The sequence below is a fragment of the Pontibacter harenae genome, assembly GCF_020907245.1.
In the GTDB taxonomy this organism is placed as follows: domain Bacteria; phylum Bacteroidota; class Bacteroidia; order Cytophagales; family Hymenobacteraceae; genus Pontibacter; species Pontibacter harenae.
Genome location: NZ_JAJJWH010000032.1, coordinates 34,239 through 50,186 on the forward strand (window position 1 = coordinate 34,239; position 15,948 = coordinate 50,186).

7 protein-coding genes are annotated in these 15,948 nt (G+C 42.2%); 3 read left to right on the forward strand and 4 right to left on the reverse strand.

Translation table 11 applies throughout. The annotated features are described in order from the left end of the window. Nucleotides 1–5 precede the first annotated feature (5 nt). Nucleotides 6–4,553 carry a DEAD/DEAH box helicase gene (locus LN893_RS20985; RefSeq protein ID WP_439651215.1) on the forward strand — a complete coding sequence of 1,516 codons (4,548 nt, stop codon included), beginning with the start codon at nucleotides 6–8 and terminating at the stop codon, nucleotides 4,551–4,553. 2 nt (nucleotides 4,554–4,555) lie between these two features. After that, entirely contained in the window at nucleotides 4,556–5,152 is a 597-nt protein-coding gene (locus LN893_RS14880; protein WP_229971403.1) for a hypothetical protein, read from the forward strand. Nucleotides 5,153–5,309: 157 nt separating this feature from the next. Here LN893_RS14880 and LN893_RS14885 read toward each other — a convergent pair whose 3' ends face one another. The 3 genes from LN893_RS14885 to LN893_RS14890 form a co-directional block, all read right to left on the reverse strand. Beyond that, nucleotides 5,310–8,669: a hypothetical protein gene (locus LN893_RS14885; RefSeq protein ID WP_229971405.1), complete on the reverse strand. Its 3,360-nt coding sequence runs from the start codon at nucleotides 8,667–8,669 to the stop codon at nucleotides 5,310–5,312. A gap of 483 nt (nucleotides 8,670–9,152) precedes the next feature. Beyond that, complete coding sequence (locus LN893_RS20580) at nucleotides 9,153–9,287, reverse strand: hypothetical protein (RefSeq protein ID WP_255710074.1); 135 nt, start codon at nucleotides 9,285–9,287, stop codon at nucleotides 9,153–9,155. Between the two features lie 725 nt (nucleotides 9,288–10,012). Beyond that, the gene (locus LN893_RS14890) at nucleotides 10,013–13,399 is read right to left on the reverse strand and encodes a T9SS type A sorting domain-containing protein (RefSeq protein ID WP_229971407.1); all 3,387 of its coding nucleotides are present in this window, start codon (nucleotides 13,397–13,399) and stop codon (nucleotides 10,013–10,015) included. Between the two features lie 285 nt (nucleotides 13,400–13,684). Here LN893_RS14890 and LN893_RS14895 point away from each other — a divergent pair, with 285 nt between their 5' ends. After that, entirely contained in the window at nucleotides 13,685–14,401 is a 717-nt protein-coding gene (locus LN893_RS14895; RefSeq protein ID WP_229971409.1) for a response regulator transcription factor, read from the forward strand. A 2-nt stretch (nucleotides 14,402–14,403) separates the two neighbouring features. On the opposite strand, the gene LN893_RS14900 is transcribed toward LN893_RS14895, so the two are convergent. Continuing rightward, nucleotides 14,404–15,288 carry a proline iminopeptidase-family hydrolase gene (locus LN893_RS14900; protein WP_229971411.1) on the reverse strand — a complete coding sequence of 295 codons (885 nt, stop codon included), beginning with the start codon at nucleotides 15,286–15,288 and terminating at the stop codon, nucleotides 14,404–14,406. Nucleotides 15,289–15,948 lie beyond the last annotated feature (660 nt).

A 15,948-nucleotide genomic window follows, 5' to 3' on the forward strand; every position in this document is an offset into this window, starting at 1 on the left:
TTTTCATGTCACAATACCAAGCAGGTTATCTTCTTGAGGCAGTAAGAGACAACTTACATTCATATGCTCGTCACAATAACAAAGCTGCAGCACTTAATGGGCTACTGCGTCAACTGAGCACATTTGATACCGAATCAAGGCTTAATTTAGAATTACCTCACAGAATCAATCCTATTCTAGCGGTTGCCACTAATATTCTTACCAGGGGGCTACCAACGCTTGCTAGTGTGAATGTAGAGCAGCACTTCGCCGATACGCTACGTCTCACTAACAGACAGGATATACCAGAACGAGGCAAAGTAAGTTTTCCGCTTTCGGGCCAGTATGACAGCAAAAGTTTAAATCCCTTTTTTAAATCTTTTCATGCTATAGATAGCAGGGCTAAAAATCGTAGTCAGTACCTAAACCTAAGTAATACTGATAGTAACTTTGAGCGTAACTTCTTGCTCACCTATATACCTGAGCAACATAGTTACTTGGCGCAGCTTATAGAGCAGCAACGAAGTCGCGCTTCGTTTACGCGTGACAATAACCAGGGACGGGTTGACCTTAGTTTGGAGGTACCCTACGATATAGTTGCCGAACGCCTAAACAGGTATAGGCAATTAGTGCAAGTAAAACACCATACTACCTATGTAGTGGAAGTAGATGGCAGGCGTTACCACAAAGACTATATTGATGACCTGAAGGATTTTGAAATTGCCCAGTTATCCCGTGATATCAGCCACATAAAAGAAGATACAGCTTACCAAAATGTTAATGACTTCATAGCGAAGCTTACTGCAGACAACTTTATAAAACTAACTGCAGAAAATTATCGTGACGAGACATATCTGAATAATCCCATTACTGCCGCCGCACTGGCACCATTTGGAGTAGCACGCCTGCAGCGAATGCTGCTGCAGTACCTGATGGTAAACTACGAAGAGTTAAAACACCAACAGGTTATAAAGCTTGCCGTACTAGAACGTGATCTTCCATGTGCCCACGCCGCCCTCACCGATCTGCAAGAGTTGTTACAGACGCTTGCTGAGTTGGCCTTTACAAATTTTTATTTACCCGAGGTTGAATTAAAGGTATACTCCACACCCGAGTTTATTAACCACCCACTGCATGGCTCTAATAAACCTGAGCCACTAGAAAAGTTTATCTCCGCCCAGTTTGATTTGGTGCTAGATATATCCTTGTTGTGGCGCGAAGGTATTTTCAAAGATGATAAGCAGGTTCCTGAGAACTGCGTTCGTATCAGGAGTGCACATTATACAAATTACCAAACAAGTACTGGTGTCATATCTGCACCTGCCATAAAATATCGTCCTGTAGTCGACCATTTACAAAACGAACTATATGAGCCCAGAGAAGAAGTAGCTACCTTATTTAGAAAACTATTACAAGATATCTTCCGGAAGACAGATTTCAGACAGGGGCAGCTGCCTATACTGAACCGTGCCTTGCAACTGAGGTCAGTAATTGGGCTACTACCTACTGGCGGTGGTAAGTCACTTACATATCAACTGGCTGCTATGCTGCAGCCAGGTACCACTATTGTAATTGACCCTATCCGTTCACTAATGGTGGACCAGTACAATGGACTGAAAGAAATTGGCATAGATAAATGTGAGTTTATTAACTCTACCCTAACAACTGCTGAACGAAATTACAACCAACATAATTTGCTTTCAAACGGACAGCTGCAGTTCCTATTTGTCTCACCCGAGCGTTTCGTAATTGATGACTTCCGCAAAGCACTTGATAATGCCATTAGAAGAGGGCATTTCTTTTCTTACGCTGTTATTGACGAGGTTCACTGCGTATCAGAGTGGGGTCACGACTTCAGGGTGCCTTATCTTAATTTAGGAGACAATGCGCAGGAATTCTGTATTACCTATAATGGAGAACCAATACCCTTGTTCGGCTTAACTGCTACTGCCTCGTTTGACGTACTTGCGGATATAGAACGGGAACTTAATATAAAAGAAAACGATGGCAATGCTGTTGTGCGGTTCGAGAATAGCGTACGTGACGAAATCAATTATATCATTAAAGAAGTACCAGCCAGTTTTGACGGGCTTGAAAATTTAACTGAAAAGTCTTTGCGTGAAAGTATAGGTGGTGTAAAACAAGCCACAGTCTTTCAGTTCATAAATAACAAGCGTAAACTTTTTAAAACTTTCCATAACCAATCTGCCTTAGAAGACATTATCGCCCAGTCCTACACGAATTTTATGCCCTTATCTATGCGGCAAAAATTATTCGAGGAGCATGCAGGGAATGAAGAAAAAGCTATTGAAAGTTATAAACAGCAAGCTTATAACAGGCTCAGTATTAACAATGATCCATTTAGTTATTTAGATGAATCTGATAGCAGGAAATTCAATTACGGTATTATAGTCTTTACTCCACACCGCCAAGGTTGGCTCGGTATCCGTAACGGTATGAAATCTCACGGTGTATTTGATAAGCCGCATTATATAGATATAAGGGAGACAGCAGCTACGAACGGCGAAAGTGAGACCATACATTGTTTCGAGGATGAGGTGCTTGGCTACTTTATGGGCAGCGGGGATGACGAGGGAGCCGATATAGTTGACAAGGAATCGTTCAAACATCTAGACTTATTTAAAGATAACCAAGAATCGGTGATGGTGGCCACTAAAGCATTTGGCATGGGAATAGACAAGCCAAACGTACGCATGACTATCCATCTCAATATTCCACAATCAATAGAGTCTTATGTACAGGAGGCCGGTCGAGCCGGTCGGGATGGCAAGCTATCTACTTCAATTATTCTCTATAATGACGACAGCCCTATACTTAGCACCCACCCAAAAGGTTTCCATCTGGACAAGGATGTATTGATGTACTTTCACAAGAACTCCTTTAAGGGTCAGATGAAAGAACGTGTTATGATTTATGAACTGCGAAGTAAGATTGTGTATCCCAATAACACCAACTTACAAATGCTTACCGACCAGCTAAATGACCTGTTCGAAAACGATACAATGCAGTTTGTTATCAAACTTGGCGGAAATAATCATAGCAACAGAGTATTCATCAATACAGTAGAGGGTACTGGTATTGGTTACATTTATTTAGATAATTTCAATACTGGCATCTATCCTGACCTAGGAGATAGCGCTTTATGCTACGAGATAGTTGAGTGGTTAAAAAGCAAGATCCCATTTGCAGAGATTGCAGGAGTTGCAAATCTACAAGGTTGGTTCAAGCGCCTGATTGTTAATACTAAGTTTGAGATTGGCTTAGAGAAGATGCTAAATGATATGGCCTTTGGCGCTTCAAAGAAATTGCCAGTACCATTCACTAACCGTTATTACTCAAAAAAATCGAGAACTGAGAGAGACTTCATTTTAAATAGCGAGCACCTCCAAAAGGTGTTACAAACAAAAGTTGTCCAACAGTTGCTAGCTGAAAAGAAACTAACTGAACCATCATTTAAAGGATTATTAAGGGAGGCAGTTTATAATGGGCTGGATTATCCTGATTTTATTCAGAATCTAGTGAAAGATGAGGTAATGGTAGAGCAACTAAAGGATTTGAATTCGCCCTTGTCTCTGGAGCTGCAAAGAGCTTATTTCGCACCTCGTAGTCAAGAAGACACAGCTAAAGCAGTGTACCGCCTACTCTCTATTGGCATCATTGATTCTTATACTATAGACTATCAAAATAAGCTGTATAACATTTCCTTCACTAAGAAACAGGATGATGATTACTATGGCTCTTTAGAGCAACTAATAACCCGCTATTCATCAAAGAACGCAGCACGTATGGCAATTGCCAATCTAAAACAGGATGCTGCTGATGATATAGCATCTGGTAAGGCTACGGTTATTAGTAAATGTCTGGAATATCTTACAAAGTTTATCTATAGTAAAATAAAGGAAAAGCGCTTACAGGCTATTGATGATATGATCAAGCTTTGCCGCACTGCTATTGAAATTCACAATCCTTTACAACAAAACCAGTACGTAAAAGATGAGATTTACTATTACTTTAATGCGAAGTATAGCAGAGTAGCATTTCAAGAAAAGTGGAATGAGATAACTGAAGACGGACTATTAACAGAGCAGCTAGTTCCAGCCAGCTTACACGATGATATCATGAATGAAGTGGATTCAGCTCTTACCATACATAAATACATCGGTTTAACAGAGGATGAAAGAACAGGTGAATTTATTAATAATGTAAAACACCTTCGAGGCTCTACTATGCGATTACTCCGTTCTAATCCTGATAATTCGGAATGTCGCATTTTAAAAGCTTACACGCTCTTCATATTAGCCGACTATATTGAGAGCTTACTTAAAGAAGCAAAGGAAGAATTAGTAAGAGGACTGTTGAATTGGGCAGATAAAAATAACACATCTTTTAATGTTAGCGAATTTATCTTATACCTAAGAGATAAGGTAGAAACACATGTTGCCAATTACGCAGTAGAAAAGGCCTTTGACGATATTGAAGACATATTCTTTGCCTCTTACTATGCTGAATGGACGAGTAAATTCAATGAACAATTTCAATTACAATATAAATAATAATGGCATCACAGGAAGTATTGTCTGCACTAGATAAGCTACATAAGGAACTGGATAAGCTGGAACCAGCAATAAAGCATGTAGAAACTGCCCAGCAGATTACACAGTCAGTTAAGGGGATCCCACAAAAGCACCTTGACTTACTGAAAGAAATTAAAGAAGAGGACACAAAATACAAGAATCAGCTCAGAGAGCTCTTCACACTTGAACTTGCTAAAATCACAAAAGAGCACCAAGTTCTTAACAATATAACCGCTGATATTCAAACCCATGTTAAGACTGAGCAAAAAGCGCTGGGTGACTTAAAAGAATCAGTACTAGCTTATCACGATAAAGTAGAGGAGATCAATTTCCCTGAAAGATTTATTAAGTTAGAGTCTAACCTTAATGAGCTTGCTAAGGTCGTTAAAATCTTACAGAATAATCTTGATAAGATGGATCAAAACAATGCTAATAGAAGTAAGGATATTAGTTTAAAATTACAGGAAGCAAGTGTGGCTTTTGAAACAGCTAATAAGAAACAACAGCTTCTGAACTATGTTACATGGGTATTAATAATTGTTACTTCATTAGTTGCAACTTATACATCAATAGGTTAATCTTCTGTTGAGACGACCTTTAAAATGATAAAATAGTATATTCATGATATAGTCAGGTTCAAATGATAAAATGCGTCACATTCAATTTACTTAAACTGTCTCGATTTTAGGGTCACTTACACCCTTTCATTTAGCAAACTAAACAAGTTTTAATATCTCAAGCAGAATCATTCAATAAATTTAAATAACCGTCAAGCATAATCATACTATCGGCTATAAAGGGCTCTGCGTGTTTTTTTTGTAAATCAGTAATTGAATTTTCAACAAAAGAAGCTGTTTCTATAACTCGATGTCTTAAGTAAACAAGCATGAATTCATAAAAATTCTCTAAGTTGAGTTTACCAAATGGTAAATCACCTGAATAATCAGGCCTCTTCTGAAAATAGAACAGGCTTTTAGTAAAATCAAACTCTTGAATATTTCCTTCTATGCTTGCTTTCTCCTTTTTTTCTACCTCTTCCAAAAAACCATATAATATTTTGTCGGCCTTCTTTGCTACATTAAATGAATATATTCTTTGAAGACTCATTTGTAAATCTTCAGTACGAAAAATTTTGTCAACGTAATCTACAATAAAAGGCACCATACCTTTTGAAGCTATATTATTATTGAGTCTTGAGGTAATATAAAGGGATGGTCCAATGTGATCGAGTTGATGTTTATTAACAATATTTTCATTAATATACTCTGATAGCTTACTAACAGCATTATTCTTTACCCCTTTCAACCTCATGTCAACCAGAAACATGACAAGATCAATAATGGATGATGAACTCAAAGAATCAAGGAGTAGCTCCAACTCTTTTTCTCTACCTCGTGTTGTTAGCTGCTCAGTAATTTGTTGCATCCATGTCTGCTTGAAGCGATCTTCAAAAAATCTAGGTGTTGGAGCGAAGGAATATTCATTGAAAAAAGTATTCGCCCAAAACATCCCAAGAGCGTTTACGGCAACGCCGCCACATATCACCTTTGATTGGGTAAAGTAAATCTTTATGCCATTAAGTAAAGGAAGGTTATGAAATTCAAGTTCAAAGAGGGTAGATTGTAAAGGCTCTCCTATCATTGTTGGTCGTCCTGTTAATCCATACGTGACACCGTCTGTCTTGTACTCACGAATAAAGCTGTCTTTTTTAGTAATCTTTCCAAGATCAAAGGCTTTAATCAATTCAATGAGATTAAAGTTTGTTTTGTCTTGTACATAGACTTGGTCAATTGAATAAAAGTTTTCTGAACTGCGAATGTAGTATACATCTTGTGTAGTTACACCTAAGTTGATACCTTGGAACACTTGATTGCTTTGTCTACTAAAACCCTTCTGGCCTGATTCACGAATTATATTAAGATTAGACAATTCTGCAAATACTACATTTGTATTGGTTTTTATTAAGGTATAACCATTAAATGGCATTTGGTAAGAGCTATATGCAAAAGCTCCTTCATTAAGATTAGAACCTGACGTTCTAAGACTAAAGTGTTCCGCGACCTTCAGTATTTCCTGATAATTGCTACTTTGTCCTTCAAAATTCAATAAAGGTGATTTGGAAAAGTTATTAACAACAAAAGAATGAAGAGAAGCACCACTATGTCTGTAAAACAGTCCCTGTGCTTCTTTTAAATATACCTCCAACAACCTATTAACAGCTTTTTTACTTACTATTTTGTTTAGTTTCTCCAAAGTACTTTCAGCAATTGTATATAATTTTCTGGCTTCTTCTATTCTTAATGCTGTTGATTTGATAGAAGCTTGCGGGAAAATAAGTTGTGCTGTGATAAAATTACCAACACCTTTTTGGAAAGCTTTAGGATTAGGCACTGATTCTATCAAAGAAGTATCGCTTTCTACATATTGTTTATGTATAAATGTTAAAATGCCAATACTATCATAAAGATATACCTTATTCATAGTAGAAAATTCTGTGGCAGAAGAATCTATAGGATTTTGAGAAGGAGTAAATATAGTTAACTTTAGGCTAAGTGGTGTTGTTAACTCCTCAGGCTTCATATCCCCTATACCATTATAACTAATGGATTTAGTTGTTATGAACGCATAGTTATAGATAGAAGTAAACGCAGAATCAATCTTTATTTTCTGGTGCTTAATTTCCTTTTTCTTCAAAGCCCTTTTTTTCTTTCGATATATTACTTTTGCTAAGCTATCTATGGTATCCATAGGTATTATTATTCCTTTAGCCTCTGCATCTCCTTTATCTCTTTCTGCTTCTTTACTATAATTATAATGTTGTATGTTGACTATTTCATTCAATTTGAATTTGATAAATTCAATATCCTTTTTCTGATTCTGCAGCATGCGCATGATATCATTAAGGTGCACTAGCATAATGAACTGGTTTTCCTCAATACGATAGAGCGAATTGCGGATTTCCTGTAATTGTTCAAAAACCATCTCAAATGCTTTCATGACGGCTCCTTCAAACGAACCCTTGCCATTGGAATAATTAAGTAGGCTAGTTACTACACTTACTCCTATAGCTGACCAACCAATTGGTCCCAAAGCGACTGAGCCCAATGCTGTAAGTGACAAATATTGCATACTGCAATTAAGCAGAGAACTCAAAATCTCTTTTTCGTTTGGTCCAGCAAATTTCGTGATGAGAACATTTCCTAATGCTTGAAAATTTTGTGCAAGCGCTAGTCCTTCTTTGATCTGTTGTTCAGTTAATGGCTTATTTGCTTCGGAGGCCTTTGAGCTTTTTTCAAGGAGCTTTTTGTTAAGCAGCTTTGTATCTTCCATCAATTGCTTTAGTATATCATCATCCGGTGATGTCATAGGATCCCTGCCACCAGAGGCGATAAATTCAATAATCGAATCACCAAGCTCTTTGCTCAATTGTGGATAAAAAGAATTGTTCTTAATTTTAGTCTCAATATTTGAAGTGTCAGCTACATTTTCCTTCACCTTTGATGGTACAGGAAAGTATTTTTCTTGCAAAAACACTTTATTATTGAAGTCAAGTTGAGTAGCTTGTTGTAACCTGGTTCTTGAACTAGAACTACCATATTCTGCAGCTAGCCAAGCAATACCGCTTGATGTACCGGAGGAAATTATACCAAGTGTTCCCAATGCTAAGGAAGCAGCAGGACTGAAAGGAAGGGCAACGATAGCCGCTCCTTCAAAAAAAGTGCCGGCTACTGCCCCTCTTGAAGCAGTCATATTAATTGTTTCGAGCCTTTTATTATAACCCTCTTGAACCTGTCCATAGCGTGCCTCCCAAAGATTATTGATATTATCAAGTGTTAGTTTGCTACCAGAACTATAAGGAACAAAATCAGATGAAAAAGTACCTTTGTTCAGGTTTAAGTAAAAGTCTTTCAGTTCTTGATTACTGAGTTGAGCTATCACAGAACTATTATGAGTGTAAACTAGTGACTCTTTTAAAGATGGTTCATCAAGTAAAAGCGGTAACGGAATAGCACTTGTTGAGAAATTAAGTCTAGGAGCAAGTATTATAGAAGTTCCTGATAATAATAAATTTTTAGTAAAGCATCTACGGTCCATAAGTACGCTAAGTAAAAGAAGGACTTAACTTAATGAAAAAGCATATAAATACAAAAAGTTACAATGTAATTATTTTGTTATTTTACGTATTTTATAAATTATCAACCACAATAGAGTTCAGAGCTACTTCTTCACAACAGTCATTAAGCTAAGAGAGTATTATGGATTAGGGTAGAGGCTGTTAATACTTTTTGTAACTGATAAATACCGGTACATGCAGCGGGCCTGCTATCTACAGGAAGCCGTATTTTGTTTGTAGGAAGAGAGCACAATTTAAATGAAAGTTAACAGCCTCTAATTAAAGAATATTTGTCTATCGCATACAATGTATGATGGCATTAGATGAGATGTATTTTGTTCTTAAATAAATACAAGACTCACGTTTAAGGTGATTTAGAGGCTCCTTTTTATTTGCTTTTCCGTCCATTGTTAGCAAGTGAGCCCTCATCATACATTGTATACTACCACTAATTTTTTTTCTTCCTATGCTTTCACATAATCACCAATAGCAGCCAAATCCCTGTGGATAAGGTTCGATAATTCAATCCTTCGGTCTACTACTATAAAAAAGCCGTTCCACATCAAATGGAGCGGCTTTTTTGGTTCGATAAAATACATGTTTTCCCCTTAGGTCAGCTTGCCTGGTAGCAAGATGTCGAACAAAGGCTGAGAGGCTGAGGGATAAGTACTACTTTCCTACAGCTCGACACCATAGACAGCAGTTGCATTAAAGAATAAACTTCTCCCCCTCCCACCTCTACAACTCCTGTATGTCAGCTTTGCAGGCAGAGAGAGGAAATAGCCTCTCCTTAGTCTCGAATACCTATTCCATGTAGATGTTAGGCCACCACCTGGCCAAGTACATAAAGGCAGAGGGCCTTAACTGGAACTTAAGAAGGCAATCAATAACAGGACATAGGATCATCAACTCATCCACCACTCATATAAGGGGCTGCAGCACTGGAATGTGGTGGCCAAGCGTATTAACTGCATCCTATAGGATGAGCTCTTTATCGGTGACGGCTTTAGCTGATATGAGCAGGCGGAAAAGGTGATAAGGGAATTTATTGCTATTTACAACAACCTCAAGCCGCACCAAAGCTGCCTCTTGCTGACACCAAAGCAAATGTACGGACAGCGAGAAAGAAATATAGTGACATGAAAAAAAGCCTCCAAAGTGAGCACTTTGGAGGCTTCGGATAAAGTCGTAATCTTAAACCAATTCTGTCAACTTAACTAAGGACAGAATAATGATGCATAAACTTTATTTTTTGTTCAACTCTAACTAGTAAAAAGGCTCCAGCCAATTGTAATAACCCAACGACGCATTTATGGGCGTAACTTCACCTGACAAGCAGCACTCTCTTGTAGAGCACCCCTGTTGCTGTGTTCAGCCTGCAGAGGTAAACCCCTGCTGCGTGGCTGCCCCCGTCGAACTTGAAGCTGTAAGCCTTGCCCGCCTCGGCCTCGCCCTGGTACAGTTTTTCCACCAGCTCGCCCTGCAGGCTGAACACCTCCAGCCTCATCTTCCCTGACTCCTTCGCCACAAACTCAAGCGTCACCGTCTCGGCAAAAGGGTTGGGATAGGCCGTGATAGACTCAGGCTCCTGCAGCTTTACCCCCTCGCTGGCAACAGGTGCCGCAGCCGTGGCCGCTGACACTGCCGTGCCCACTACATTGAAGCTCTGCTCCACGGGCTCTGCCGTGGCCCAGCGGCCGTTGCCCCACTGCATGGCCTTCACCGTCACAAGGCCTGGGCCCGTCACTGTAAGCACATTGCCAGACACCCTGGCTGGACCGCCGATCACCTGGTATTTCATCGCAAGCCCAGAGGTCGCGCTGGCCTTCAGCTCGAATGGGGCCACGGGGTACATCTGGTCCGCTATCGGCGCGAAGGAGATCGTCTGCGGAGCCTTATCCACTCTGAAGCGCTGCCTCACAGGTTCTGCGGTGGCGTAGGTGGTGTTACCCTCCTGTGTAGCCTCCACCTCCACGTCACCTGTGCCGATGATGCTGACAGTGCCGCCGCTCAACCTGGCCGTTGCCTTGCCCGAGACAATACGGAAACTAACTGGTAAACCAGAGGATGCCGTGGCCGCCAATTCAAACGGAGCGTCGCCGTACACCCTGTCCGCTATCGGAGCGAAGGTGATTGTCTGGCTCTCGGCCGCCCTCACCTCGAAACTTTGCTCCACGGGTTCGGCAGATGCCCAGTAGCCGTTGCCCCACTGCGAGGCCTTCACCGTCACCGTTCCCAGCCCTGTTACAGTTAATACATTGCCAGCTACCTTGGCTGGGCCACCTACCACCTGGTACTTTATTCCAAGACCAGAGGTGGCGCTTGCCTCCAATGCGAAGGGAGCAACACCGTATATCTTATCCTCTATCGGTGCGAAGGTGATGCTCTGAGGCACCTTGTCCACTGTGAATGTCTGTTCCACGCTTGCCTCCTGGTAAAGTACGCTGCCCGCCTGTCTGGCACGCACTGTCACCACGTCATAGCCCTTCAGCGTCAGTTTATTGCCTGATACCGCGGCTTTGCCAGACACCACGCTGAAGGTGACAGGGAGACCTGAGGAGGCAGAAGCCTCCAGTGTGAGCGTCCAGCTGTCAGCTCTGGTGATGTCGGGAATGTCGGTGAAGCTGACCATTTGAGGGGCCTTGCCAGCCGTGAATGTCCGATCCACGCTCGGCGCGGCGCTGTAGGAGCCGTTGCCTGGCTGCGAGGCCCGAACCGTCACCTCTCCCACGCCTGTTATTGTCAGCATACTGCCTTCTAAGGTCGCAGGGCCGCTCAGCACCGCAAACGAGACAGGCAAGCCTGAGGAAGCCGTCGCATGCAGTGCAAAGGCATCGCCGTAAACCTTATCCTCTATCGCGGCGAAGGTGATCGTCTGCCCTATAGCAGTCCCCTCTCCTGTTACGCTAAAGCCTTGGTCAACTGCTGTGGCAGCCATATAGTTGGCGTCCCCCTCCTGAGAGGCTCTCACCACCACTTCGCCTGAACCTGTCAGAGTAACTGTACTGCCGCTTATGGAAGCAGGACCAGACACGACGCTGAAGGATACTGGCAAGCCTGAACTAGCAGTAGCGCTGAGCTCGAAAGCCCCGTCTGCCAAGCTCCTGTCTGCCAGCGGCCCGAAGGCTATGGTTTGCCCAGCTTTCTGCACCATGAAGGTCTGCGACACTGGGCTCGCCGCGTTATAGGTGCCGTTTCCTGGCTGCGAGGCTGTAACCGTCACAGCGCCCGCTCCTGTTAAAGTAAGTATGTTACCCGCCAGTGTTGCAGGCCCGGAAACAAGGCTGTAGCTTACAGGAAGACCTGAGCTAGCAGAGGCATTCAATATAATTGGGCCGTCTCCATACCCTACGTCTGATAGAGGGGCAAACGTTAGGTTCTGATTCCCTTTGGCAACTGCCGTGTTATCTTTTAACTTAACGATCCAAATATCTGAGGCATCACCAGCGACATTGGTCTTATCACCACTAACCGGTGAACTAGAGACACCTGCAACGACAATTTCCCCCTTGCTGTACGTGCCGACATAACCATGGTCTCCAAACACCCCACCCAGCGTCTTGTCCCATAGCTTATCCCCATACTGGTCTGCTCTGACAATCCAGTAGTCCAAACTTCCTCTTCCCGCCTCTGTTTTTTCTCCGGATATAGGAGATGAAGATGTTCCAACCAATAAAAACCCTCCGTTATCGGCAACTATGATGTTATAAAGATTATCTAACTCTTTTCCTCCGTAGGTTTTATCCCAAAGAACATCTCCTTCTGAATCCATCTGGAAAATCCAGTAATCCGCAGCCCCTCTTCCATTTTCGCTTTTTATACCGATAGCACTAGAACTGGTATAAGCTCCAACGAGTATGTTTTCATTCTCATCCATGACAGAAGAGGTAATAGTATAAATCTGCGGTCCATTATAAGTCTTATCCCAAATAATCCCCCCGTTATTGTTTAACTTGACATTCCAAATTGATCCTTCTGAGGTTTTATCGCCAGAAATAGGTGATGCAGATGTACCCACCACTATATAATTCCCGTCGGATAGCGAATGAATATTGACTGGAACGTCCCTCTTGCTGCCTCCAATGGTCTTATCCCATACAAAATCCCCCTGACTCGTAACCTTCACTACCCACATATCCTCCTCCCCTCTAGTAGGCTCTGTCTTGTCTCCTTCCGACGGGCCTCCGCTACTTTTAGAAGTCCCTACCATTATGTATCCTCCATCTCTCGTAGCTGAGATATTTAATAAATTTTCTGAACTATAAACGTTACCGTAGTGCTTCATCCAAATTACATCCCCTTCCTGATCTATCCGCGCTATAAAATAATGTCTGTTTCTATAATTTTGATAACTAAGAGTTATAGTCCCACCCACAACATATCCTCCTTTAGTTGGAATAATATTGTTTACAGACTGAATACCTATTGAATTATCAAACTGAATAGAATCGTAGTGGGTTGCTAAAGGCTTTTCCCACAACAATTCACCTGTCGCTGAAACCCTAGCTAAATATCCTCCATTAGGAAACTTCAAGCCTGATCCTACAATTATGTAATCAGTGTTATCAGTTGCAGGTATTATTGCATTCGGACTACTATTCTTTGAGTTACCAATGGATTTATCCCACACCACCTGTGCCTGAGCATATAGCTTAAGTGAGTAAAAAGAGAGAAGGAAACAGAAAAGTGAAATGGCGTACAATTTTTTCATAGTTTGCTTGGCTTTATGGTAAAACAAAAAAACTTGTTCAGTCTAGACGCTTCAGAGCAACGACGATGGGTAAAACAGCTTATATATATAGCCCCTCTCACCACTTGTGCTCATGAGTTCCAGTGATCTAAAATAAAATTACTGATAAGCTAGGGAGCAGCATATACCTATCCCTAGGTATATTTGTACTTTAAAGCAAATATATCCTTGTATTACATTACCCCTATAAATTAAACCTGATAAAGCTATACCCGTTAATACAAATAAATCATAAGCCTGTGCCATATGTATGCAACAGAGAAAGAGTTACTACAGAACCAGCGACACCAGCTTTTTCGCCTGCAGAAGTTCCTCAGAGATAAGAGAATAGACATCGACGACTTCTGCGACCTGCTACCAGGCGTGTTCCACCTGAACCGCATCAACTCCGTGGAGATGGTGTACCTGGACAAGACCACCAGGGAAAAGGTAGAGATAAAGAAGAACAGGGTAGAGAGTGACGGGATGCAGGTTCTGAAAAACCTTTTGGAACCCTCCTGCATGGAGTATCTAGTAGGTGTGAATAAGCACGCTGATTTCTCTGATCCCTCCTACATCCTCTCCACTTTCCAGCACCTCTCGTTCAATCCCATAAAAGTCATTGAGCAGAAAAAGCACACCTACACCTGGTGTTTTTCCAGTAAGAAGCGCTTTTCCGATGACTTGACCATATCGATTACGCAGCCCCTTGACGAATTGGGCAGTGTGTACCGTCAGTTGGAGAAGGTACTGGAAGAGAATGTCTACCTGAAGAAGAACTTCAAGAAGTTCAGCGCCCTCACCCGACGGGAGAAGGAGATCATGAGGCTTATATCACAGGGTAGAACAAGCGCACAGATCGCAGAGCAACTGTTCCTTTCCCCCCACACAGTCATCACTCACAGAAAGAACATCTGGCAAAAGCTGGAGATCAGGAGCTATGCAGAACTGCTTAAGTTCTCCGAGCACTTCGACCTGCTGTGAGGCTAGCGGTGTTCTCTTATAAAGCGGCTTAACCTCCCGAAGTACGCCTCCCCGTCCTTCCACCAGCAGAAGTGGCCTCCTGTGGGGCTGATGAACCATTCAGCGTTCGGCATGCGATCGGCCATGAACTTCAAGTCCTCCTCAAACACCAGGTCCTCCCTGCCTGCCGTAAGCAGTGCCGGTGTCTTTATTTTACCTAAGTACCCGCTTCTGTCCCAGGAGGTGGCAGGGCCGTCAAAATCAAAGGCATTGCCTCCGAACAGGCTTACCAGCACCGGTACCGCCAGATGCCCGAATCCGCTCAGCAAAGGCTCCGGCCATGGCTTCAGTACACAGTAGTGCCTGCCGTACCAGTGCTCGAAAAGGAGTTGCCGATAGGCTGGGTCTGCAGTCGTTCCCTCTCTCTCATGCTCCTCTAATTGTTTTATGACATCATGGGAAAGCCTTGTCCTTAGCTGTTTAATGTTCTGCTTAAACTTTCGAAAGCTGGCGGGCATGCCAGCTAGGATTACTCCCCTGAAGGAAGTTTGGTACTTTAGGAGGTACTCGATCAGAATCATAGCGCCCCAGGAGTTGGCAAAGACAAACTGATTCTCCAGGGCATGCTCCACTACTACCTGATGCAGTTCATCTACAAACCTGGGAAGGTTCCAGAGCGAGGGATCATCGGGCTGATCAGAGTGGAAAGAGCCAAGCTGGTCGTATAGAACGACCTGTACACCCTCCAGGCATAGATATTCTGGGAAATTGGCAAAGCACTCGTGCGTGAGGCCTGGGCCTCCGTGGATGGTCAGGAGCTTCACGTCTCCCTCTCCTACTGTTTTAGTGTAGACTTTATACCCTTCCCTAAGCTGAGTGTGTTCTTCTTTGGTAGCGAATATATCCATTTTCCTGAGTTTCGGGTGTTGGTAGATGTCGTGATGAGATGCCAGTTTAACTTACAAAATAAATTTGATGCCCGGAAGATATATTTACCATAGGGGAAAAATATGACGCTATCTGAATGCTGTAAATATTTCATTAAAACATTAAGTTCTTCTACTACTTTACTCCCACTAGAAACTCCTTCAAAGAAGCCACATCAATGTGGATAAGGTTCGATAATTCACTCCTTCGGTCTACACAGTAAACATTAAAAAGGGGGCTTAAACTGCAGTTTAAGCCCCCTTTTTCTTTTCCAGAGTAACAAAAAAGTAACAAAAAGTGTTTTTAAAGTTGTTACTGCACTTTCCTTCCTACTTGATCTAACTTATCAGTTTTGCATTGAACGAAGCTATCTGTGGTGNGTTTTTAAAGTTGTTACTGCACTTTCCTTCCTACTTGATCTAACTTATCAGTTTTGCATTGAACGAAGCTATCTGTGGTGAGGTAATCCTGCGGCTTTAGCTCCTTCCGTTACCTCTCAGCTATGTTGAGGTGTGGCTAGTAAGCAGGCAGGTAAAAGAGAAACAGCCGCTGCTGCCAACTATCCAGCCACTCACTCATCTTGGATGCCGTTTATACCATGGTGTGACCTCCCCCCGAAAAACTGGACCGCTGTTAAGTAG

What these genes read in the sequence shown, in the direction of transcription:
- LN893_RS14895 (WP_229971409.1), top strand. Translation starts at nt 13,685, where the DNA reads ATGTATGCAACAGAGAAAGAGTTACTACAGAACCAGCGACACCAGCTT.
- LN893_RS14890 (WP_229971407.1), bottom strand. Translation starts at nt 13,399, where the DNA reads ATGAAAAAATTGTACGCCATTTCACTTTTCTGTTTCCTTCTCTCTTTT.
- LN893_RS14900 (WP_229971411.1), bottom strand. Translation starts at nt 15,288, where the DNA reads ATGGATATATTCGCTACCAAAGAAGAACACACTCAGCTTAGGGAAGGG.
- LN893_RS20580 (WP_255710074.1), bottom strand. Translation starts at nt 9,287, where the DNA reads ATGTATTTTATCGAACCAAAAAAGCCGCTCCATTTGATGTGGAACGGC.
- LN893_RS20985 (WP_439651215.1), top strand. Translation starts at nt 6, where the DNA reads ATGTCACAATACCAAGCAGGTTATCTTCTTGAGGCAGTAAGAGACAAC.
- LN893_RS14885 (WP_229971405.1), bottom strand. Translation starts at nt 8,669, where the DNA reads ATGGACCGTAGATGCTTTACTAAAAATTTATTATTATCAGGAACTTCT.
- LN893_RS14880 (WP_229971403.1), top strand. Translation starts at nt 4,556, where the DNA reads ATGGCATCACAGGAAGTATTGTCTGCACTAGATAAGCTACATAAGGAA.